Here is a 21,200-nt window from a genome sequence, read left to right on the forward strand (position 1 = left end):
CGCTGCCGAGCATCAAGCAATGACTCTACAGCTCCCGGCCCCGGCTTGCGCCGGGGGTCTCGTCCGCAGTCTTGACCGCGAACCGGCATGCACCTGTCGCAGTGCCACGCCTCCCTTATCCCAGCTCTGCGGGCCACCTTCGCCGGGGGAGAACGGAGAAGCGAGCTCGCCCCGAGGTCGACCCTCCCACGAAGCGGCTTTCAGCCGCGGCGGATCATCCACACACCGGCGAAGATCAGCAGCAGCCCGGCGATCTTGCCGAGGCTGACCGGCGCCTCGCGAAAGCCCGCGGCGCCGAAGTGGTCCAGCGCGGTGGCGGCCGAGAGCTGGCCGGCCAGCACCAGGGCCATGAACAGCAGCGCGCCGATGCGCGGCCCGGCCAGGGTCGCGGTGAAGATGAACAGCGCGCCGAACAGGCCGCCGCTCCAGTGCCACCAGCTGAGCCCGCGCAGCGCCTGCAGCGCCGGCAGTTCGCGCTGCGCCAGGGTGATGCCCAGCAGCAGCACCGTGCCCACCGCGAAGGAAATCAGCGAGGCGGCCATGACGCTCGACACGTGGCGCGCCAGTTGGCCGTTGATGCCCGCCTGCAGCGGCAGGCCGGCGCCGGCGACGAAGGGCAGGACGAACAGCCACCAGGGTGTTGCGGGCATTCGGGAACTCCAGTCGGACGCGAGTCGCGCAGTATGCGCAAACGGGCGGGTGCGGCCAATCGTTCGGTGCGTTCGGTCCGCCGCGTTTGCGGGAGGGTGTTTGCAGGAGCGCAATTGGGGGCGGCCGGCGGAGGGCCGGCCGGGGCCGGGCGAGCGGTGCGCGCGGCGCACCCTACGAGCCGGCGGTTTCCCGCCGACCCGTCAGGTTCAATGCGGCGGATACTGCGAGAGCACCTTGGCCACCGTTTCGCGGATCGCCGTGGCGCGCTCCTGCGGGCCGGGCGAGCCGCTGGGCAGCACCTGGCTGGCGCTGCCACGCCATACCAGCTTGCCGTCGCGGGCGTCGTAGAGGTCGACCTGCAGGGTGCCGACCTGGTACTCCACCGTTCGCGCCTCCGTGTATCCCGGGCCCCAGTAGCCCGACCAGGGGCCCCACATGCTGCCGTAGTGGGTCACCATCTGCTGCTCGCGCTTGTCCACCATCAGCCAGGCCTGCACCTGCAGGTCGCCCTGGCTGCCGGCCGGGGCCGGGCGCAGACCGCGCTGTTCGAGCTGGCCGTCGACCGCCTCGCGCACGCGCTGCTCGGTCAGGTCGCTCTGCAGGCGCGGGTCCTCGGGCTGGTAGCGCACCGCCGGATCGCGCCAGCTCCACTGCCGGTAGCCGGAAAAATCACGGTTGGGGTCGAAGTCGCGCTCGAGCTGCACCGTCTGGCAGGCGGCGAGCAGCAGGAGCGCGGGCAACAGGAACAGACGCTGGATCATGGTGACCTCCTCACAAGTGGGTCAGCGCGGCGGGAAGCCTTCGAGGGCCTGCCGGACGGCCTCGCGCAAGGCCTCCTGGCGTTCCCTCTGGCTGTCGCCGCCGCGTGCTTCGGCACGGTTGCTCCACAGCAACCGGCCGCTGGCGGCATCGTGGAATTCGAGGTGCACCACGGCCACCTCTTCCTGGTACTGGCGCACCCGCAGCGGCGGGCTGCCCCACAGGCCGACGCCTGGATGGCCGTAGTAGCCCGAGCCGTAGTATCCGGAGAAGCCACCGTAGTCGTCGTAGACCTGGCGCACGCGGGTCTCGCTGCGCAGCGCGGCGCTGATCGCCAGCGCCTGCTCTGTCCCGGCCGGTGCCGGACGCAGGCCGTGCTGGTCGAGCGCGCCGGAGACGATCTCCTGCAGCGTCTCGCTGCCGATGATGCCGGTCGCCGCCGGCGGCGTGCGCCATTGCCAGTAGCGGTAGCTGGAGAAGTCCACCGGCGCGGCGGGGTAGGTGGCGCTGGCTGGCGGCAGGCTCGCCGGCGCCGGTGGAATCGGCGCCGCCTCGGGTTCGTAGGGGTTGTGGCTCTGGCAGGCCGCCAGCCCGAGACCGAGCAGTATTACGGCGATGAGACGGTGCATATGCCCTCCGTCCGACCTCAGCGGGGCCGGCACAGCCAGTGCAGGTAGCGCCCGAGCCCGGCGAAGGCCGGATGGCGGCGGTAGGCCAGCTCCATCTCGATCAGCTCGGCCGGTTCGGTGCGCGCCTGGAAGTCCGGCGGCATGTAGTCGTGGAACACCCGGACTCCGCTCTTGTGTTCGACCCGCCAGGCGGTGGCGAGTTGCGCCTCCAGCTCGCGCGGGTCGAGTGGCTCCTGCGGCGTCAGGCTCTGCCGCTCGCCGGCCAGGCGGCCGCTGCGCAGCTTGCGGAAGTGGCCCTTGAGCAGGTTGCGGTAGACCAGCGCGTCGCGGTTGTAGAAGGCCAGCGACAGCCAGCCGTCGTCGGCGGTGAAGCGCCGCAGCAGCGGCAGGATCGCCTGCGGCTCGGCCAGCCATTCGAGCACCGCGTGGCAGACCACCAGGTCGAACGGCCCCTGCACCCGGTCTTCCAGCGCCTGCCAGGGCGCCTGGACGAAGCGCGCCTCGAGCCCGGCCTCGGCGAAGCGCGCGCGGGCGCCGTCGAGCATCGGCTCGGCCGGTTCGGCGACGGTCACCGCGTGGCCCTGTTGCGCCAGCCACAGGCTCATGTGGCCGAGCCCGGCGCCGATGTCCAGCACCCGCAGCGGGCGCGGCGGCAGCACCTCGGCCAGGTCGGCCTGCAGCACGGCGAGGCGGATCGCGCCCTTGGCGCCGCCGTAGATCTTTTCCGCGAAGCGCGCGGCGAGGCTGTCGAAGTGGCGGTCGCTCATCGGGCGAAGCGCCGTTCGTTGTCGGCCAGCTTGTCCAGCAGCGCGCGCTCCATGTCGATGCCCAGCTCGCCGCACAGCAGCATCAGGTACATGAGGATGTCGCCGACCTCCTGGCCGACGTGCTCGCGCGTTTCGGCCGGCAGTTGCCGCGCCTCGTCCTCGCCGAGCCACTGGAAGATCTCCACCAGTTCGGCCATTTCCACGCTGGCGGCCATGGCCAGGTTCTTCGGGCTGTGGAAGCGTCGCCAGTCGTTGCGGTCGCGGATCGCGTGCAGGCGGCCGAGGATGTCGTCGAGGTTCATGAGGGTACCCGGGATGTGCGGACGCCTAGCTTCCGTCAGGGCGCCGGCGGCGACAAGCCTCGGTCGCGCAGGCACAGCCGGCGTTCGATGGCCTCCACGCCCGGGCGGTACTCGTCGGCCTCCAGGGCGCGCAGGGCGACGTCCAGCGCGCGTTCGGCGATGCGCGCGTGCTGCTGCGAGATGGCGTTGACCGGCAGCGGCAGGTAGTCCAGCAACTGGGCGTCGCCGAAGGTCGCCAGGCGCAGCCCGGCCGGCCACAGGCGGGCACGCTCGCGCAGGGCGTCGAAAACGCCCTCGAGCAGCACGTAGGCGGTGGTGACCAGCGCATCCGGCATGTCCGCCGCGAGCAGTTCCAGCATCGCCCGGCGCCCGCATTCGCGGCTGAACTGTTCGGCGCGCCGCACGCTGATGCGCCCGTCGTAGCCCGCCAGCGCCTCGCGGAAGCCCTGTTCGCGCGCCTGGCTGATGGGCAGCGCCGGGCGCGCGCCGATCAGCGCGATGTGCCGCGGCGGCGGCTGCAGCAGCGAGCCGGTGAGCAGGCGGCCGGCGGCGTGGTCGTCGCTGACCACCGAGTGGAAGGTCCGCGGGTCCAGCGCGCGGTCCACCGCGACCACCGGCAGGCCGCCGGCGAGCAGGCGGTGGTAGGTGTCGTCGTCGGCCGGCAGGCAACTGGCGACGATCAGCGCGTCGCAGCGGCGCGCGCGCAGCACCTCGAGCACCTGCCGTTCGGTCTGCGGTTCGTCGTCCGAGCTGGCGATCAGCAGCTGGTAGCCGCGCTCGCGGGCGCGCTGTTCGAGCAGCTTGGCGATTCGCGCGTAGCTCGGGTTCTCCAGATCGGGGATGACGAAGCCGAGCGTGCGCGTCTGCCCGCGGCGCAGGCCGGCGGCCTGCTGGTCCGGCCGGTAGCCCTGCTCGCGCACCACCGCCAGCACGCGTTCGACGGTCGCCGGGCTGATGCGCCGGCGCGCCGCCTGGCCGTTGATCACGTAACTGGCGGTGGTGACGGAAACTCCGGCGAGCCGGGCGATGTCGGTCAGTTTCAAGGTTGGCGTCCTGTCGGCGCGGATGTGCGGGGCTTCAAGAATCGCCCAGGATTGATTACCGTACCAGCCTTTGATGAAACGTTTCAGCAAGGCCGGGGTCCCTTTCGCATCCCGCCCCAGCGCCCGCCCGCCGCGCAGAGGAGATCCCATGCTCGACCTGAACGCGCAACACATCCGCATGCACCGGTCCGCCCCCGACAAGCCGGCCGCCCTGCGGCAGCTGGCCGAAGTGCTGGTGGCCGACGGGCTGGTCGCCGAGGGCTATCTCGACGGACTGCGCGCCCGCGAGGCGCAGGGCTCGACCTACCTCGGGCAGGGCATCGCGATTCCCCACGGCACCCCGGAAACCCGGGAGCTGGTGCACGACACCGGCGTGCGCCTGCTGCATTTCCCTGAAGGCGTGGACTGGGGCGAGGGGCAGATCGTCTACCTGGCGATCGGCATCGCCGCCCGCTCGGACGAGCACCTGCGCCTGCTCCAGCTGCTCACCCGGGCGCTCGGCGAGGACGACCTGAGCCAGGCCCTGCAGCGGGCGTCGAGCGCCGAGGCGATCGTCGAGCTGCTGCGCGGCGCCCCCCAGGAGTTGGCGCTCGACGGCCAGCTGGTGGGCCTCGGGGTGCAGGCCGAGGACTTCGACGAACTGGCCTGGCAGGGCGTGCGCCTGCTGAAGAAGGCCGAATGCGTCGCCCAGGGCTTCGGCAACCCGCTGGTGCTGGAACAGGCATTGCCGCTCGGGCAGGGCCTCTGGTGGCTGAGCAGCGACCAGGCGGTGCTGCGCCCGGGGTTGGCCTTCGTCACCCCGGCGCAGCCGCTGACCCACGAGGGCGAGCCGGTGGCCGGCCTGTTCTGTCTGGCCAGTCTCGGCGAGGCGCACCGCAACCTGCTCGAACGGCTCTGCGACCTGCTCATCGAGGGCCGCGCCGCCGAGCTGTCCCAGGCCACTTCCAGCCGCGCGGTGGTGCAGGCGCTCGGTGGTCAGGTCGCCGCCGACTGGCCGAGCGCACGAGTGACGCTGGCCAATTCCCACGGCCTGCACGCGCGCCCGGCCAAGGCCCTGACCGAGCTGGCGCAGTCGTTCGACGGCGAGATCCGCCTTCGCCTGGCGGACACCGAGACGCCCGGCGTGTCCGCCAAGAGCCTGAGCCGGCTGCTCGCGCTCGGCCTGCAGCGCGGCCAGCAGCTGGAATTCCTCGCCGAGCCGGCCATTGCCGCCGATGCCCTGCCGGCACTGGTGGCGGCGGTCGAGGCCGGCCTCGGCGAGGCGGTCGAGCCGCTGCCGGCGGGTGGTGCGGCCGCGCTCGCCGCACCCGCGGCCAGCCCGCTGAGCGAGGCGATCAGCGCACCGCCGCCCGGCACGCGGCTGCAGGCGACCGCGGCCTCGCCGGGCATCGCCATCGGCCCGGCGCTGGTGCGCCGGCAACTGACCCTGGAATACCCCGAGCGCGGCGAGTCGCCGGCGGCCGAGTCGCAGCGTCTGGAAGCGGCGCTGGACAGCGTCTACCGGGAAATCGACCGGCTGGTGCGCGAGGCCGAGATCGACAGCATCCGCGACATCTTCACCACCCACCAGGCGATGCTGCGCGACCCGGCGCTGCGCGAGGACGTGGCCGCGCGCCTGCAGGCCGGCGCCAGCGCCGAGGCGGCCTGGGCCGCCGAGGTGGAAGCCGCCGCCCGCCAGCAGGAGGCGCTGCACGACGCGCTGCTGGCCGAGCGTGCCGCCGATCTGCGCGACGTCGGCCGCCGGGTGCTGGCCTGCCTGCTCGGCGCCGAGAGCGAGCAGGCGCCGGACGAGCCCTACATCCTGGTGATGGACGAGGTCGCTCCCTCCGACGTGGCCACCCTCAACCGCCAGCGCGTGGCCGGCATCCTCACCGCGCGCGGCGGGCCCACCTCGCACAGCGCGATCATCGCCCGGGCGCTGGGCATCCCGGCGCTGGTCGGCGCCGGCGAGACGGTGCTGGCGCTGGCCTCGCGCACGCGCCTGCTGCTCGACGGCGACCGCGGCGAATTGCAGGTAGCGCCGAGCGAGACCGAAATGGCGCACGCCCTGCGCATGCGCGAGCAGCGCGCCGAGCGCCAGCGCCAGGCCGACGCCCGGCGGCTGGAGCCGGCGTTGACCGGCGACGGCCACCGGGTCGAGGTGGTCGCCAACATCGGCGCCAGCGGCGAGACCGCGCAGGCGGTCGAGCTGGGCGCCGAGGGCATCGGCCTGCTGCGTACCGAGCTGGTGTTCATGGACCATCCGCAGGCGCCCGACCAGGCGACCCAGGAGGCCGAGTACCGGCGCGTGCTCGAAGCCCTCGACGGGCGGCCGCTGGTGGTGCGCACCCTCGACGTCGGCGGCGACAAGCCGCTGCCGTACCTGCCGCTGCCGGCCGAGGAGAATCCCTTCCTCGGCGTGCGCGGCATCCGCCTGAGCCTGCAGCGGCCGGAACTGCTGGAGATCCAGCTGCGCGCGCTGCTGGCCTCGGGCGGCGAGCGTCCGCTGCGGATCATGTTCCCGATGGTCGGCAGCGTCGACGAATGGCGCCAGGCCCGTGCGCTGGTCGACCGCCTGCTGCCGGGCTATGCCGTGCCCGACCTGCAGGTCGGGATCATGGTCGAGGTGCCCAGCGCGGCGCTGCTGGCGCCGGTGCTGGCGGCCGAGGTGGATTTCTTCAGCATCGGCACCAACGACCTGACCCAGTACACCCTGGCCATCGACCGCGGCCACCCGACGCTCTCGGCACAGGCCGACGGCCTGCACCCGGCGGTGCTGCGGCTGATCGAGATGACCGTGCAGGCGGCGCATCGCCACGGCAAGTGGGTCGGCGTCTGCGGCGAACTGGCCGCCGATACGCTGGCGGTGCCGCTGCTGCTGGGCCTGGGCATCGATGAGCTGAGCGTCTCGGCGCGCAGCATCGCGCTGGTCAAGGCGCGCGTGCGCGAACTGACCCTGAGCCGCTGCCAGCAGCTGGCCGCCGAGGCGCTGGCGCTGCCGGGCCCGCGCGAAGTGCGCGCCCACGTGATGGAGCATGGCTGATGGCGCGCATCCTGACCCTGACCCTCAACCCCGCGCTCGACCTCACCGTGCGCCTGCCGCAGCTGCGACCCGGCGAGGTGAACCGTGGCGAAGCGCTGCACGTGCAGGCCGCCGGCAAGGGGCTGAACGTCGCCCAGGTGCTGGCCGACCTCGGCCACCGGCTGACCGTGAGCGGCTTTCTCGGTATCGACAACCCGCAGGCCTTCGACGCGCTGTTCGCCGCGCGCGGCTTCGCCGACGCCTTCGTCCGCGTGCCGGGTGCGACCCGCAACAATCTCAAGCTGGCCGAGGCCGATGGCCGCGTCACCGACGTCAACGGTCCCGGGCTGCTGATCGAGGCGGGTGCCCGCCAGGCGCTGCTGGAGCGGCTCGACACGCTGGTGCCCGGGCACGCCGCGGTGGTGGTGGCCGGCAGCCTGCCACGCGGGATCGACCTCGCCTGGTTCGGCGAACTGCTCGCGCGCCTCGGCCGCCACGGCGTGCCCTTGGCGCTGGACACCAGCGGGCCGGCGTTGGCCGCGGGCCTGCGCGCGCGGCCCTGGCTGGTCAAGCCGAACCTGGAGGAACTGGCCGAGGCCTGCGGCCACCCGCTGACCGACGAGGATTCGCTGGTGGCGCAGGCCGGGCGCCTGCAGGCCGCCGGCATCGAGCACCTGGTGGTCTCGCGCGGTGCCGACGGGGTGAGCTGGTTCGCCCCCGACGCGGCCTGGCGGTCGCGGCCGCCGCGGGTCGAGGTGGTCAGCACGGTGGGCGCCGGCGACTCGCTGCTGGCCGGCATGCTGCACGGCCTGCTGGCCGGCTGGCCGGCCGAGCGCACCCTGCGCCTGGCCACCGCGATCGCCGCCCAGGCGGTGTCGCAGCTGGCGTTCGGCATCCCCGACCCGGCCCGCCTCGCCGCGCTGGGGGCGGCGGTGGCCGTGCAGGTGGCCGGCCGGAACAATGACAAGAGGCAACCTCAATGAACGTACTGATCGTGACCGCCTGCCCCAGCGGCATGGTGACCAGCGTGCTGACCTCCCGCCTGCTGGAGGCCGCGGCGCAGCGCCTCGGCTGGTCGACCCGGGTGGAGGTGCACGACCCGCGCGCCATCGGCTCGCCGCTGACCGCGCAGGAGATCGCCGAAGCCGAGCTGGTGGTGGTGGTCAAGACCGGGCCGCTGGCGCTCGACCGCTTCGTCGGCAAGCGCCTGGTGCAGTCGACCCCGGCCGAGGCGCTGCGCGATCCGCAGGCGTTCCTGCGCCGCGCGGCGAGCGAGGCGACGGTGTTCGAGGGCGAGCCCGCGTCCGCGGTCGCCGAAGCCGCCGGCGCGCGGCCGAAGCTGGTCGCCGTCACCGCCTGCCCGACCGGCGTGGCGCACACCTTCATGGCCGCCGAGGCGCTGCAGCAGGCCGCCGTCAGGCTGGGCTACGAACTGCAGGTGGAGACCCGCGGTTCGGTCGGCGCGCGCAATCCGCTCGACCCGCAGGCCATCGCCGAGGCCGACGCCGTGCTGCTGGCCGCCGACATCGAGGTGGACGTCACGCCCTTCGCCGGCAAGCGGGTGTACCGCTGCGGCACCGGGGTGGCGCTGAAGCAGCCGGAGGCGACCTTGAGGCGCGCGCTGCAAGAGGCCGCGCCGCTCGCCGGCAGCGCGCCGGCCGCGGCGGGCGGCACGCGCAAGGCGGAGAAGCCCGGGGTCTACAAGCACCTGCTCACCGGGGTGTCCTACATGCTGCCGATGGTGGTCGCCGGCGGCCTGCTGATCGCGCTGTCGTTCGTCTTCGGCATCGAGGCGTTCAAGGAGGAGGGCACCCTCGCCGCGGCGCTGATGCAGATCGGCGGCGAGACCGCCTTCCAGCTGATGGTGCCGCTGCTGGCCGGCTACATCGCCTATTCGATCGCCGACCGCCCGGGCCTGGCGCCGGGGATGATCGGCGGGCTGCTGGCCGGCACCCTCGGCGCCGGCTTCATCGGCGGCATCGTGGCCGGCTTTCTCGCCGGCTACTCGGCGCTGGCGGTGGTGCGCTGGGTGAAACTGCCGGCCAGCGTCGAATCGCTCAAGCCGATCCTGATCATTCCGCTGCTGGCCAGCCTGTTCACCGGGCTGGTGATGATCTACGTGGTCGGTAAGCCGGTGGCCGGGATGCTCGCGGGGCTGACTGCCTTCCTCGACGACATGGGCACCTCCAACGCCATCCTGCTCGGCCTGCTGCTCGGCGCGATGATGTGCGTCGACCTCGGCGGGCCGATCAACAAGGCGGCCTATGCCTTTTCCGTCGGCCTGCTGGCCTCGCAGAGCTACGCGCCGATGGCCGCGACCATGGCCGCCGGCATGGTGCCGCCGATCGGCATGGGCATCGCCAGCCTGCTGGCGCGGCGCAAGTTCGCCCAGAGCGAACGCGAGGCCGGCAAGGCGGCATTGGTGCTGGGCTGCTGCTTCATTTCCGAAGGCGCCATCCCGTTCGCCGCCAAGGATCCGTTGCGGGTGATTCCCGCGAGCATCGCCGGCGGCGCCCTGACCGGCGCCCTGGCGATGGCCTTCGGCACCCGGCTGCTGGCGCCGCACGGCGGGCTGTTCGTGCTGCTGATCCCGAACGCCATCAACCACGCGCTGCTGTACCTGCTGGCGATCGCCGCCGGCAGCCTGCTGACCGGGGTGATCTACGCGGTGATCAAGCGCGAGGAGAAGGAGGGCCTGCTGGTCGAGGCCAGGGCCTGAACGGGTTTTTCCCTTCTTTCCTTGGCAGAGGCTCCCTCACCCGGAGGAATATGGCCGGGTTTGTGCGTGTCTCCGGGCTTCGACCCACCTTTTGTGTCCATTGGTGGGCTGAAGCGGAACGCCGCCCGACCCACCCTACGGTTGCCCGCATGTGTACCAAGAATCCGCATGCGGGCACTGGCTCGTAGGAGCGAGCTTGCTCGCGAATGGCTCCATGCTTGCGCCATTTCGGTAGCGCGGGCCGAGCGGTCGAGACCCCACGGGTTCGGCGCCATAAGGCGTAGGGTGGGCTTCAGCCCACCAGCGAGCCATTGCCTTGGTCCGCTGCTGGACTGAAGCGGCGCATCGCCCGGCCCAACTACAATCGCGCTACCCGCGCGATGGCCGCGGCGAGGCTGCCGAGCCGCTCGGCGTCGAGGCCGGCGACGTTGGCGCGGCCGGTCTCCAGCAGGTAGACGCCGTCCTCGGCGCGCAGGCGCAGGACCTGATCGGCGGTCAGCCCGGTGTAGGAGAACATCCCGCGCTGCTCGGCGATGTGCGCGAAGCGCGCGTCCAGCCCGTGCGGACGCAGGGCTTCGATCAGCCCCTGGCGCAGCGTCACGATGCGCCGGCGCATGCCGTCGAGCTCCTCTTCCCAGAGCCGCCGCAGCGCATCGTCGCCGAGCACTTCGGCCACTACCGCAGCGCCGTGGCTGGGTGGGGTCGACCAGAGGTTGCGGGCCATGGAGGCCAGTTGGCTGCGCACCGCGGCCAGGCGCGAGGCGTCTTCGGCGATCACCATCAGCGCGCCGGTGCGCTCGCGGTACAGGCCGAAGTTCTTCGAGCACGACAGGGTGACCAGCATGGCCGGCAGGGCCTCGGCGAACAGCCGCACGGCACAGGCGTCCTGCGCCAGGCCGTCGCCGAAACCCTGGTAGGCCAGGTCGAACAGCGGCAGCAGCTCGCGGGCGCGCACCACCTCGAGCACCTGTTGCCAGTGCGCCGGGCTCAGGTCGAAGCCGGTTGGGTTGTGGCAGCAGGCATGCAGCAGTACCACGTCGCCGCTGGGAATGCGCTCGAGCGCCGCCAGCAGGCCTGGCACGTCGAGCCGGTTGTCGGCACCGACGTAGGGGTAGTGCCCGACCGGCACGCCGGCGGCCGGGAACAGCGTCTCGTGGATTGGCCAGGTCGGGTCGCTCAGCCACAGGCGCCGGCCCGGCAGGCAGCGGGCGATGAAGTCGCCGGCCAGACGCAGGGCACCGGTGCCGCCGGGCGTCTGGGTCAGGCCGACGCGGCCGGCGCCCGGCAGCGGCGAGTCGCCCAGCACCAGGCGGCTCATCAGCTCGCCGAAACGCGCATCGCCGTGGCCGCCGACGTAGGCCTTGGTCGGTTCGCCGTCGACCAGCCGCTGCTCGGCCAGCTTGACCGCGCGGGGGATGGGCGTGCGGCCCTCGGCATCGCGGTAGACGCCGACGCCGAGATCCAGCTTGCCCGGCCGCGGATCGGCGCGGAAGGCCTCCATCAGGCCGAGGATGGGATCGCCCGGGACCCGCTCGACCTTCGCGAAGGGCGTCACTTGCGTCCCTCCGCCCGTGCGGCGAGCTCGTCGGTGCGCGCGGCCATGATGAAATCGTTGCGGTGCAGGCCCTTGATCGAGTGGCTCCACCAGGTCACGGTGACCTTGCCCCACTCGGTCAGCAGGCCGGGGTGGTGCCCCTCGGCCTCGGCGATCTCGCCGACCGCGTTGGTGAAGGCCAGGGCGTGTTTGAAGTTCTTGAACAGGAACGCCTTCTCCAGCTCCAGATGGCCGTCGCGGGTCTCGATGTTCCAGTCGGGGATCTGCCTGATCAGTTCGGCGAGTTCTTCGTCGCTCACCCTGGGCGCGTCGGCGCGGCAGGCTTCGCAGTGGGCTTGGCTGAGAGCGGTCATGGTCGGGCTCCTTGTGGGAAAACGGTTGCGTCGTCGAACGTAGGGTGGAAAACCGCGCAAGCGTTTTCCACCGCGAAACAAGGGTGAAGGCCGGTGGATAAGCCGCAAGCGGCGTCATCCACCCTACGCCGCCTTCGGCGGAAACTTCGGCGCGTGCAGGCCGAGCCGCATGGCGCGGCGGACCAGGCCCATGATGTCCTCGTGGGCCAGCTCGAACAGCCGCCGCAGGTCGGGCAGCACGAAATACAGCGGCTGCAGGATATCGATGCGGTAGGGCGTGCGCATGGCCTCGAGCGGGTCGAACGGCTGGTGCTCCGGTTCGCCGGACAGGCTGTAGAGCGTCTCCTTCGGCGAGGAGAGGATGCCGCCGCCGTAGATCCTGCGGCCGGCGGGGGTGTCGACCAGGCCGAACTCCACGGTCATCCAGTACAGCCGCGCCAGGTACACGCGCTCCTCCTTGCTCGCCTTCAGCCCGAGCGTGCCGTAGGTGCGGGTGAACTCGGCGAACCAGGGATTGGTGAGCAGCGGGCAGTGGCCGAAGATCTCGTGGAAGATGTCCGGCTCCTGCAGGTAATCCAGTTCCTCCGGCGTGCGGATGAAGGTGGCGACCGGGAAGCGTTTGCTCGCCAGCAGCTCGAAGAAGGTCTGGAAGGGAATCAGCGCCGGCACCCGGGCCACCTGCCAGCCGGTGGCGGCGTCCAGCACGCGGTTGATCTCGCCGAGCTGGGGGATGCGCTCGCGGGGCAGGGCGAGCTGTTCGAGGCCGTCCAGGTATTCCTGGCAGGCACGGCCTTCGATGACCTTCATCTGGCGTTCGATCAGCGTCTGCCAGACCGCATGTTCGGCATCCGGGTAGTGGATGTGCCCACGCGCGTCCGGCTCGCGGGCGACGTACTGAGTGGTTTTCATCGGACCTCCAGGGTGGCCGTGCTGTTGTTGTTATCGCTGACCCATTCAAATGCCCTGACGCATCGAATGGCAGGTCGGCCCGGCGGATCGTTGGCGGCTGGTTCGGTTGGGGCTGTAAAGATATCCGTACGGCATCGCAAGCGATCTAGCTGGTAGGGGGCTCGGCGTTGGTTTTCGTAATTTTTCCTTTACGGATTTTTTCTCGGATACAGACAAAGCCTCTTCTGCAGCAGGCGTGCGCGCCACGTCATGCGCGGATCGGCACCGTCCTTTAGCGAAACTGAAGACCCCATTGGCGAGCCCGCCTTTCGTTCGCCGGCCCGGGCGCCCTATGGTGCGGCTGTCGTGTCAAACCGCCAGCCGCGCCTGATGACGGTGGGTGGATGCGGTGGCGCCATGCATCGCCCGGACGCCGCCGAAAGAACAGAACAAGACTCCACAGGAGAACGCCATGAAACACCCCCTCGGCCGGCTCGCGCTGGTCACCTCCAGCCTGTTGATCTGCTCCCAGCTTTGGGCCGAGCCCAAGCGCCCGGAATGCCTCGCCCCGGCCAAGCCCGGCGGCGGCTTCGACATCACCTGCAAGCTGGCCCAGGGCGGCCTGCGCGACGCCGGCCTGCTGGAGGCTCCGATGCGCGTGACCTACATGCCGGGTGGCATCGGCGCGGTGGCCTACAACACGGTGGTGGCGCAGCGCGCGGGCGAACCGGGCACCATCACCGCCTGGTCCAGCGGCTCGCTGCTCAACCTGGCGCAGGGCAAGTTCGGCCGCTACGACGAGAAGGCGGTGCGCTGGCTGGCGGCCATCGGCACCGACTACGGGGCGGTGACCGTGCGTGAGGATTCGCCGCTGAAGGATTTCGACGACCTGGTGGAGGCGCTGCGCAAGGACCCCACCGGCCTGGTGATCGGCGCCGGCGGCACCATCGGCAGCCAGGACTGGATGCAGGCGGCGATGGTCGCGCGCACCGCCGGCGTCGATCCGAAGAAGCTGCGCTACGTGGCCTTCGAGGGCGGCGGCGAGCCGATGACCGCGCTGCTCGGCGGGCACGTGCAGGTGATCACCAGCGGCATCGGCGAGGCGACCGCGCAGCTGGCGGCCGGCAAGGTGCGGGTCCTGGCGGTGCTGGCGGACGAACGCCTGCCCGGTGCGCTGGGCAATATCCCCACCGCCAAGGAGCAGGGCTTCGACGTCAGCTGGCCGATCGCCCGCGGCTTCTACGTCGGCCCGGAGGTCAGCGACGAGGACTACGCCTGGTGGAAGCAACAGTTCGACACGCTGCTGGCCAGCGAGGAGTTCGCCAAGATGCGCGAGCAGCGCGACCTGCTGCCGCTGTCGATCACCGGCGAAGAGCTGCAGACCTACGTGTACAAGCAGGTCGAGCAATACAAGGCGCTGGCCGCGGAGTTCGGGCTGACGCAGCAGCAGTAGGCCGACCTGGACTCGTCTCGCCCAGGGGCGCCCTGGGCATGATCGCGGGAGCGGTCTCGACCGCGATCGAGACCGCGCCACACCAGAGCATCGCCCCGAGGGCGGGCCTCCCACGAAAGCAAAGGGTGCCCACCGAATCTGTGGGAGGCTCCCGACGGGCTTGCGGCATTCACCCCATCCCTGCGCACCTCTTTGCGTAACGAATCGAGGCCGCCAACGCACCGGCATGCCGGTAGCGGGCCACGCGAAAGCCCACCATCGGTTGGAAGCCGGCGCAGGCTCCCTTACCCTGCGCGAAAACCGGTGCCGGCAGGTGCCGGCGCATCGGTCGCACGGGGTGGCCGGTCGCTTCGACAAGGAACGGGCGCCATCATGGAGCTGAGGCAACTACGTTATTTCCTGATCGCCGTGGAGCACAAAAGTCTGGGGCGGGCCGCGCTGGAGCTGGGCATCGGCACCTCGGCGCTGAGCCAGCAGATCAGCAAGCTGGAAAGCGAGCTGTGCACCCGCCTGCTCAGCCGCACCAGCACCGGCGTGGTGCTGACCAGCGCCGGCATCGCCTTCCAGCACCATGCGCGGCTGACCCTGCGCCAGGCGGAGAATGCCGTGCAGGCCGCGCAGCGCGGGCGCATGAGCGGCTACGTCAGCGTCGGCCTGCCGCCGACCACCGCCTCGGTGCTGGCCTTGCCGCTGATCAACGCCATGCGCGAGCGCTATCCGGACATCCAGTTGCACCTGGTGGAGATGCTCTCCGGCTACCTGGCCAACCAGCTCAACGCCCGCCAGCTCGACCTCGCCGTGCTGTTCCAGGCCGACAGCGGCAAGCGCTGGAACGTCCGGCCGCTGCTCGACGAGCAGCTGTTCGTCATCACCTCGCCCAGGCTCGACGGCGCACCGACCGGTGAAACCGTGCGTCTCGCCGAACTCGGCCGGCTGCCGCTGGTGCTGCCGAGCCAGCAGCACGGGTTGCGTACCACGCTGATGGCCACCTTCGAGCGCTCCGGCATCGAGCCGAACATCGTCATGGAGATCGACGGCCTGGCGCTGCTGATGCAGGCGGTGCGCGGCGGTTATGCCGCCACCATCCAACCCGGCGCGGCGGCGGCGCGTTCCGGCGAGTCCGGCCTGGCCGTGGTGCAGATCGAGGACGCCCACGTGACCCGGCGCAACCTGCTGGTGACGCTCTCCGAGGACGAACTGTCGCCCGCCGCGCTGGCGGCCCGGGTGGTGATCGCGGACGTGGCCTGCGAGCTGGTGCGCCAGGGCCGCTGGCCCGGGGCCAGTCTCTACGAAGCGCAGGGCTGATTCGCCTCCGCGCCCCTTTAGCAAAACTAAACACCCTTTGCCGGAAGTGGCCTTTCGGCGGGCCGGGCCGCTCCCTACAGTCGTCGCGGACAGGAGGGAGGCGCGATCGGGTCTCCTCCGTGGCGAGGAGAGGGTGATGATCGATGTTCTAGTCGTGGGCGGTGGCAACGCCGCCCTGTGCGCGGCGCTGATGGCCCGCGAGGCCGGTGCCAGCGTCCTGCTGCTGGAGGCCTCGCCGCGCGAATGGCGCGGCGGCAACTCGCAGCACACGCGCAACCTGCGCTGCATGCACGACGAACCCCAGGACGTGCTGGTCGAGGCCTATCCCGAGGAGGAGTACTGGCAGGACCTGCTGCGCGTCACCGGCGGCATCACTAACGAGCGGCTGGCGCGCATCGCCATCCGCGCCTCGTCCACCTGCCGCGGCTGGATGCGCCGCCACGGCGTGCACTTCCAGCCGCCGCTCTCCGGCGCGCTGCACGTGGCGCGCACCAACGCCTTCTTCATGGGCGGCGGCAAGGCGCTGGTCAATGCGTACTACCGCAGCGCCGAGGCGCTCGGCGTGCAGATCCGCTACGACACTCCGGTCGATTCAGTGGAAATGCGCGATGGCCGCTTCGTCGCCGCCCACGTGCCGCCGCGCGAAGTGGGCGGCCGTACGCTGCCGGCCGAACGCATCGAGGCGCGGGCCTGCGTGCTGGCGGCGGGCGGCTTCGAATCCAATCGCGAATGGCTGCGCGAGGCCTGGGGGCAGAACGAACGCGGCGAATGGCCGGCCGACAACTTCCTCATTCGTGGCACGCGCTTCAACCGGGGCGTGCTGCTGCGCAGCATGATCGAGGCCGGCGCCGACGTGATCGGCGACCCGACCCAGGCGCACATGGTGGCCATCGACGCCCGCGCACCGCTCTACGACGGCGGCATCTGCACGCGCATCGACTGCGTGTCGCTGGGCGTGGTGGTCAACCGCGAGGGCCGCCGCTTCTACGACGAGGGCGAGGACTTCTGGCCCAAGCGCTACGCCATCTGGGGCCGCCTGGTGGCGCAGCAGCCGGGGCAGATCGCCTTCTCGATCATCGACCAGAAGGCCATCGGCCGCTTCATGCCTCCGGTGTTCCCCGGCACCACCGCCGGCAGCCTGGCCGAACTGGCGCGCAAGCTGGAGTTGCCCGAGGCGGCCTTGGTCGAGAGCATCGAGGCCTACAACCGCGCCTGCCGCGTCGGCCAGTTCGACCACACGCAGTTGGACGACTGCCACACCGAGGGCGTCGAGCCGGCCAAGACGCACTGGGCGCGCCCGCTCGATACGCCGCCGTTCTACGGCTACGCGCTCAAGCCGGGGGTGACCTTCACCTACCTGGGCCTGAAGACCGACGAGAACGCCGCGGTGCACTTCGCCGGCGAGCCCTGCGCGAACCTGTTCGTCGCCGGCGAGATGATGGCCGGCAACGTGCTCGGCAAGGGCTACACCGCCGGCGTCGGGATGAGCATCGGCACCGCCTTCGGCCGCATCGCCGGCACCCGCGCCGCTGCTGCCGCCGGCCACCACACCCCTGCCGTGAACGAAGGAAAAGCACATGCAATTGCGTGATCCCATCGCCGTGGACGCCCCTGTCGGGCAGGGCGAGCCCTACGAACTGATCCCGGTGCTCAGCGTCGCCGAGGCCGAAGTCGACCGCCAGCTGCACATCTGCAACGCCTGCCGCTACTGCGAAGGCTTCTGCGCGGTGTTCCCGGCCATGACCCGGCGCCTGGAGTTCGCCAAGGCGGACATCCACTACCTGGCCAACCTCTGCCACAACTGCGGCGCCTGCCTGCACGCCTGCCAGTATGCGGCGCCCCACGAGTTCGCCGTCAACGTGCCGCAGGCGATGGCCAAGGTGCGGCTCGACACCTATAGCGATTACGCCTGGCCGGCCGCCTTCGGCGCCCTGTACCGGCGCAACGGGCTGACCATGGCGCTGGCGGGGGCCGCCGGCCTGGCGCTGTTCCTGCTGCTGGCGCTGCTGGTCAACGGCACCCTGCTGCCCGGGCGCCTGGCCAGCGACTTCTACGCGGTGTTCCCGCACAACACCCTGGCGCTGATGTTCGGCGGCGCCTTCGGCTTCGCCGTGCTGGCGCTGGGCGTCGGCGTGCGGCGCTTCTGGAAGGGCATCACCCCGGCCGAGACCGAGGCCGTCGCCACCGGTGCGGCGACGCTGGAGGCCTCCGGCGCGGTGCTCAGGCTCAAGTACCTGGACGGCGGCCACGGCCAGGGCTGCAACAACGAGAGCGACCGCTTCACCCTGTGGCGGCGGCGTTACCACCACCTGACCTTCTACGGCTTCATGCTGTGCTTCGCCGCCACCGGCGTGGCCACGCTCTACCATTACCTGCTCGGCGCCGAGGCGCCCTATCCGGTGTTCAGCCTGCCGGTATTGCTCGGCATCGCCGGCGGCATCGGCCTGGTGATCGGCCCGGCCGGGCTGCTGGTGCTCGGCTACCGGCGCGACCCGGCCCAGGGCGACGTCGCCCAGCGGCCGATGGACCGGGGTTTCATCGCCCTGCTGCTGCTGATCAGCCTGACCGGCTTCGCCCTGCTGATCGGCCGCGACACCGGCGCCATGGCGATCCTGCTGGCGGTGCACCTGGGCGTGGTGATGGCCTTCTTCCTGACCATGCCCTACGGCAAGTTCGCCCATGGCATCTTCCGCAGCGCCGCGCTGCTAAAGTACGCGATCGAGAAAAGGCAACCGGACCGGCTCAAGCTGGGCAGCGAGTGAAGCCGCCGCCCGGCCGGCGGTCCGGATCATCGGCACGCGTCGGCGCGGACCACGGGCTGGCGACCAGGGAGAGTTGCGCATGCATATCGTCATCCCCGACGACTACCAGAACGTCATCCGTTCGCTGGACTGTTTCGCCATGATCGACGGGCACAGCGTCAGCGTCTACCACGATGCGGAAAACGACCCCGAGCGGCTGGCCGAGCGCTTCGCCGACGCCGATGCCCTGGTGCTGACGCGCGAGCGCACGGCCATCGGCGAGGCGCTGCTGGCCCGGCTGCCGCGGCTCAAGCTGATCAGCCAGACCGGCAAGGTCGCGGCGCACCTCGACCTCGCCGCCTGCACCCGGCACGGCGTGGCGGTGATGGAAGGGCGCGGCTCTCCGATCGCGCCGGCCGAGCTGGCCTGGAGCCTGATGCTGATGGCGCGGCGGCAACTGGTGCCGGCGATCCGGGGACTGTATGCCGGGCAGTGGCAGGTCAACCTTGGCGAGCGGCTGTGCGGGCAGACGCTCGGCATCTGGGGCTACGGCAAGATCGGCCAGCGCCTGGCGCGCTACGCCCAGGCCTTCGAGATGCCGGTGCTGGTGTGGGGCAGCGAGGCTTCGCGCGCGGCCGCCGAGCGCGATGGCCACCGCGCCGCGACCAGCCGCGAGGCGTTCTTCGCCGAGGCCGACGTGCTCAGCCTCAACCTGCGGCTGGTGGAGGGCACCCGGCACCTGGTCACCGCCGAGGACCTGGCGCGCATGAAGCCGAGCGCGCTGCTGCTCAACATCAGCCGCGCCGAGCTGATCGCACCCGGCGCACTGCTCCAGGCGCTCGATCAGGGGCGCCCGGGCTTCGCCGCGCTCGACGTGTTTGAGCAGGAGCCGCTGGTCGACCCCGGGCATCCGCTGCTGCGCCATCCGAAGGTGCTGTGCACGCCGCACCTGGGCTACGTGGAGCGCCAGGGGTACGAGCTCTACTTCGGCGACGCCTTCGCCAACGTGCGCGCCTTCTTCGCCGGCGAGGCGTGCGAGCTGGCCAATCCGGAGGTCGGCGTACGGCGTGGCGGCTGAGCTTCCGGCAGGCCTGCGGCCTGCATCGCCGCGAGGGCGCGCCTCCCACAGTGTCCGGTGTGCATTTGCCGCTTGTGTGGGCTTCAAGCCTTCAAGCCTTCAAGCCTCAGGCTGATCGGCGGGCACTCGACCTTGCGGCTTTCGCACAGCGTCAAATAATCTTGACAGCCGACGGCGATGCGACCGGATCGTGCCGCCCGCCCCATAACAACAAGACGGTCTTCTTTCGTGCGCATCCGCATCCTCTGTCAGAACCGCGTGGGCATCCTGCGCGACATGCTCAACCAACTGGTCGACTACGGCATCAACGTCGCCCGCGGCGAGGTCGGCGGTGAGCACGGCAATGCCGTGTACCTGCACTGCCCGAACCTGATGAACCTGCAACTGCAGGCCTTGCGGCCGAAGCTCGAGGCGCTGCCCGGGGTGTTCGAGGTGCGGCGGGTCGGGCTGATGCCCAGCGAACGGCACCACATGGAGCTGAACGCCCTGCTCGGTGCGCTGGAGTTCCCGGTGCTGTCGATCGACATGGGCGGCCACATCGTCGCCGCCAACCGCGCAGCGGCGCAGTTGCTCGGAGTGCGGGTGGACGAGGTGCCGGGCATCGCCCTGTCGCGCTACGCCGAGGATTTCGACCTGCCGGAGCTGGTGCGGGCCAACCGCGCGCGGATCAACGGGCTGCGGGTGAAGATCCGCGGCGACGTGTTCCTCGCCGACATCGCGCCGCTGCAGTCCGAGCACGAGGACAGCGAGGCGCTGGCCGGCGCCGTGCTCACGCTGCACCGCGCCGACCGCGTCGGCGAGCGCATCTACCAGGTGCGCAAGCAGGAGCTGCGCGGCTTCGACAGCATCTTCCAGAGTTCCAGGCGGATGGCCGCGGTGGTGCGCGAGGCCCGGCGCATGGCACCGCTGGACGCGCCGCTGCTGATCGAGGGCGAGACCGGTACCGGCAAGGAGCTGCTGGCACGCGCCTGCCACCTGTCCAGCCCGCGCGGCCAGTCGCCGTTCATGGCGCTGAACTGTGCCGGGCTGCCGGAATCCATGGCCGAGACCGAGCTGTTCGGCTACGGCCCCGGCGCCTTCGAGGGCGCGCGACCGGAGGGCAAGCTCGGGCTGCTGGAGCTGACCGCCGGCGGCACGCTGTTTCTCGACGGCGTCGGCGAGATGAGCCCGCGGCTGCAGGCCAAGCTCGTGCGCTTCCTGCAGGACGGCGGCTTCCGCCGGGTCGGCAGCGACGAGGAGGTGTTCCTCGACGTGCGGGTGATCTGCGCCACCCAGCAGGACCTGTCCGAGCTGTGCGCCCGCGGCGAATTCCGCCAGGACCTCTATCACCGGCTGAATGTGCTGTCGCTTCAGATCCCGCCGTTGCGCGAGTGCCTCGACGGCCTCGAGCCGCTGGCCCTGCACTTCATCGACCAGGCCAGCCGGCAGATCGGCTGCCCGCTGCCGCAGCTCTCGCCCGAGGCGCTGGAGCGGCTGGCCGGCTACCACTGGCCGGGCAACGTGCGGCAGCTGGAGAACACCCTGTTCCAGGCCGTGTCGCTATGCGAGGGCGGGCTGATCAGGCCGGCGCACATCCGCCTGCCGGGCTACGGGGCGGCGCAGCCGCTGGGCGACTTTTCCCTCGACGGCAGCCTGGCGGAGATTCTCGGGCGCTTCGAGAAGGCGGTGCTGCAGAGCCTCTACGCGCAGCACCCGAGCAGCCGCCAGCTGGGCAAGCGGCTCGGCGTGTCGCACACCACCGTCGCCAACAAGCTGCGCGACCACGGCATCGGCCGCGAGTAGCGCGCGGCGCGTTCGCCCTGGCGAAGGGAGCCGGCTCGTGGGAGCAACTGTCTGGCCGCAGAACAGGTCCCGGATCGCCGTTCGCAGCCAAGGGCGCCCGGCTCGCAGTCGCCGCCAGGGCACGCAACCCACGGGGATGTGGTGAATGCCTAGCCGTCGGGAGCCTCCCACAGG

Annotated in this window: 19 protein-coding genes; 9 read left to right on the forward strand and 10 right to left on the reverse strand. The window is 71.2% G+C overall.

Annotation, left to right across the window (positions count from 1 at the left end; translation table 11 throughout):
- Positions 1-200: 200 nt before the first annotated feature.
- From H610_RS0119870 to cra, 6 genes are all read right to left on the reverse strand, one after another.
- Positions 201-650, reverse strand: coding sequence for a DMT family transporter (locus H610_RS0119870; protein ID WP_028241292.1), 450 nt, complete (start codon positions 648-650; stop codon positions 201-203).
- A gap of 207 nt (positions 651-857) precedes the next feature.
- On the reverse strand, positions 858-1,412 hold the full coding sequence (locus H610_RS0119875; RefSeq protein WP_028241293.1) for a DUF4136 domain-containing protein: 555 nt from the start codon (positions 1,410-1,412) through the stop codon (positions 858-860).
- 21 nt (positions 1,413-1,433) lie between these two features.
- Complete coding sequence (locus tag H610_RS0119880) at positions 1,434-2,039, reverse strand: DUF4136 domain-containing protein (RefSeq protein ID WP_028241294.1); 606 nt, start codon at positions 2,037-2,039, stop codon at positions 1,434-1,436.
- Positions 2,040-2,056: 17 nt separating this feature from the next.
- A complete protein-coding gene (locus H610_RS0119885; RefSeq protein ID WP_028241295.1) occupies positions 2,057-2,806 on the reverse strand; it encodes a methyltransferase domain-containing protein in 750 nt (249 codons plus the stop codon).
- Positions 2,803-3,108 (reverse strand): nucleotide pyrophosphohydrolase, encoded by a 306-nt coding sequence (locus tag H610_RS0119890; RefSeq protein ID WP_028241296.1) that lies wholly within the window; start codon positions 3,106-3,108, stop codon positions 2,803-2,805. The genes H610_RS0119885 and H610_RS0119890 overlap by 4 nt, the downstream gene beginning before the upstream one ends.
- Before the next feature lie 35 nt (positions 3,109-3,143).
- Positions 3,144-4,151: a catabolite repressor/activator gene (gene cra, locus H610_RS0119895; RefSeq protein ID WP_028241297.1), complete on the reverse strand. Its 1,008-nt coding sequence runs from the start codon at positions 4,149-4,151 to the stop codon at positions 3,144-3,146.
- 148 nt (positions 4,152-4,299) lie between these two features.
- Here cra and ptsP point away from each other — a divergent pair, with 148 nt between their 5' ends.
- From ptsP to H610_RS0119910, 3 genes are read left to right on the forward strand one after another with little or no spacing between them, the layout of a single operon-like run.
- Positions 4,300-7,173 carry a phosphoenolpyruvate--protein phosphotransferase gene (gene ptsP / locus H610_RS0119900; RefSeq protein ID WP_028241298.1) on the forward strand — a complete coding sequence of 958 codons (2,874 nt, stop codon included), beginning with the start codon at positions 4,300-4,302 and terminating at the stop codon, positions 7,171-7,173.
- Positions 7,173-8,135: a 1-phosphofructokinase gene (gene pfkB, locus H610_RS0119905; RefSeq protein WP_028241299.1), complete on the forward strand. Its 963-nt coding sequence runs from the start codon at positions 7,173-7,175 to the stop codon at positions 8,133-8,135. Before ptsP ends, pfkB begins: the two co-directional genes overlap by 1 nt.
- Positions 8,132-9,871, forward strand: a complete 1,740-nt coding sequence (locus H610_RS0119910) for a PTS fructose-like transporter subunit IIB (protein ID WP_028241300.1) — start codon at positions 8,132-8,134, stop codon at positions 9,869-9,871. Before pfkB ends, H610_RS0119910 begins: the two co-directional genes overlap by 4 nt.
- A gap of 358 nt (positions 9,872-10,229) precedes the next feature.
- Here H610_RS0119910 and H610_RS0119915 read toward each other — a convergent pair whose 3' ends face one another.
- The 3 genes from H610_RS0119915 to phhA form a co-directional block, all read right to left on the reverse strand.
- Entirely contained in the window at positions 10,230-11,426 is a 1,197-nt protein-coding gene (locus H610_RS0119915; RefSeq protein WP_028241301.1) for an amino acid aminotransferase, read from the reverse strand.
- A complete protein-coding gene (locus H610_RS0119920) occupies positions 11,423-11,779 on the reverse strand; it encodes a 4a-hydroxytetrahydrobiopterin dehydratase (protein WP_028241302.1) in 357 nt (118 codons plus the stop codon). Before H610_RS0119920 ends, H610_RS0119915 begins: the two co-directional genes overlap by 4 nt.
- Before the next feature lie 123 nt (positions 11,780-11,902).
- On the reverse strand, positions 11,903-12,688 hold the full coding sequence (gene phhA, locus H610_RS0119925) for a phenylalanine 4-monooxygenase (protein ID WP_028241303.1): 786 nt from the start codon (positions 12,686-12,688) through the stop codon (positions 11,903-11,905).
- 451 nt (positions 12,689-13,139) lie between these two features.
- On the opposite strand from phhA, the gene H610_RS0119930 reads away from it, so the two are divergent.
- From H610_RS0119930 to H610_RS0119950, 5 genes are all read left to right on the forward strand, one after another.
- Entirely contained in the window at positions 13,140-14,120 is a 981-nt protein-coding gene (locus H610_RS0119930; RefSeq protein WP_028241304.1) for a Bug family tripartite tricarboxylate transporter substrate binding protein, read from the forward strand.
- A 372-nt stretch (positions 14,121-14,492) separates the two neighbouring features.
- On the forward strand, positions 14,493-15,425 hold the full coding sequence (locus H610_RS0119935; protein WP_028241305.1) for a LysR substrate-binding domain-containing protein: 933 nt from the start codon (positions 14,493-14,495) through the stop codon (positions 15,423-15,425).
- 136 nt (positions 15,426-15,561) lie between these two features.
- Entirely contained in the window at positions 15,562-17,016 is a 1,455-nt protein-coding gene (gene tcuA, locus H610_RS0119940; protein WP_028241306.1) for an FAD-dependent tricarballylate dehydrogenase TcuA, read from the forward strand.
- Positions 17,003-18,187, forward strand: a complete 1,185-nt coding sequence (gene tcuB, locus H610_RS0119945; RefSeq protein ID WP_028241307.1) for a tricarballylate utilization 4Fe-4S protein TcuB — start codon at positions 17,003-17,005, stop codon at positions 18,185-18,187. The genes tcuA and tcuB overlap by 14 nt, the downstream gene beginning before the upstream one ends.
- Before the next feature lie 79 nt (positions 18,188-18,266).
- Positions 18,267-19,244: a D-2-hydroxyacid dehydrogenase family protein gene (locus tag H610_RS0119950; protein ID WP_028241308.1), complete on the forward strand. Its 978-nt coding sequence runs from the start codon at positions 18,267-18,269 to the stop codon at positions 19,242-19,244.
- A gap of 83 nt (positions 19,245-19,327) precedes the next feature.
- Here H610_RS0119950 and H610_RS25735 read toward each other — a convergent pair whose 3' ends face one another.
- Complete coding sequence (locus tag H610_RS25735) at positions 19,328-19,480, reverse strand: hypothetical protein (RefSeq protein ID WP_161630488.1); 153 nt, start codon at positions 19,478-19,480, stop codon at positions 19,328-19,330.
- On the opposite strand from H610_RS25735, the gene H610_RS0119955 reads away from it, so the two are divergent.
- A complete protein-coding gene (locus H610_RS0119955) occupies positions 19,473-21,026 on the forward strand; it encodes a sigma-54-dependent phenylalanine hydroxylase transcriptional regulator PhhR (RefSeq protein WP_028241309.1) in 1,554 nt (517 codons plus the stop codon). The genes H610_RS25735 and H610_RS0119955 overlap by 8 nt on opposite strands.
- The last annotated feature ends 174 nt before the right edge of the window (positions 21,027-21,200 follow it).

The organism is Stutzerimonas azotifigens DSM 17556 (assembly GCF_000425625.1).
GTDB classification, from domain to species: domain Bacteria; phylum Pseudomonadota; class Gammaproteobacteria; order Pseudomonadales; family Pseudomonadaceae; genus Stutzerimonas; species Stutzerimonas azotifigens.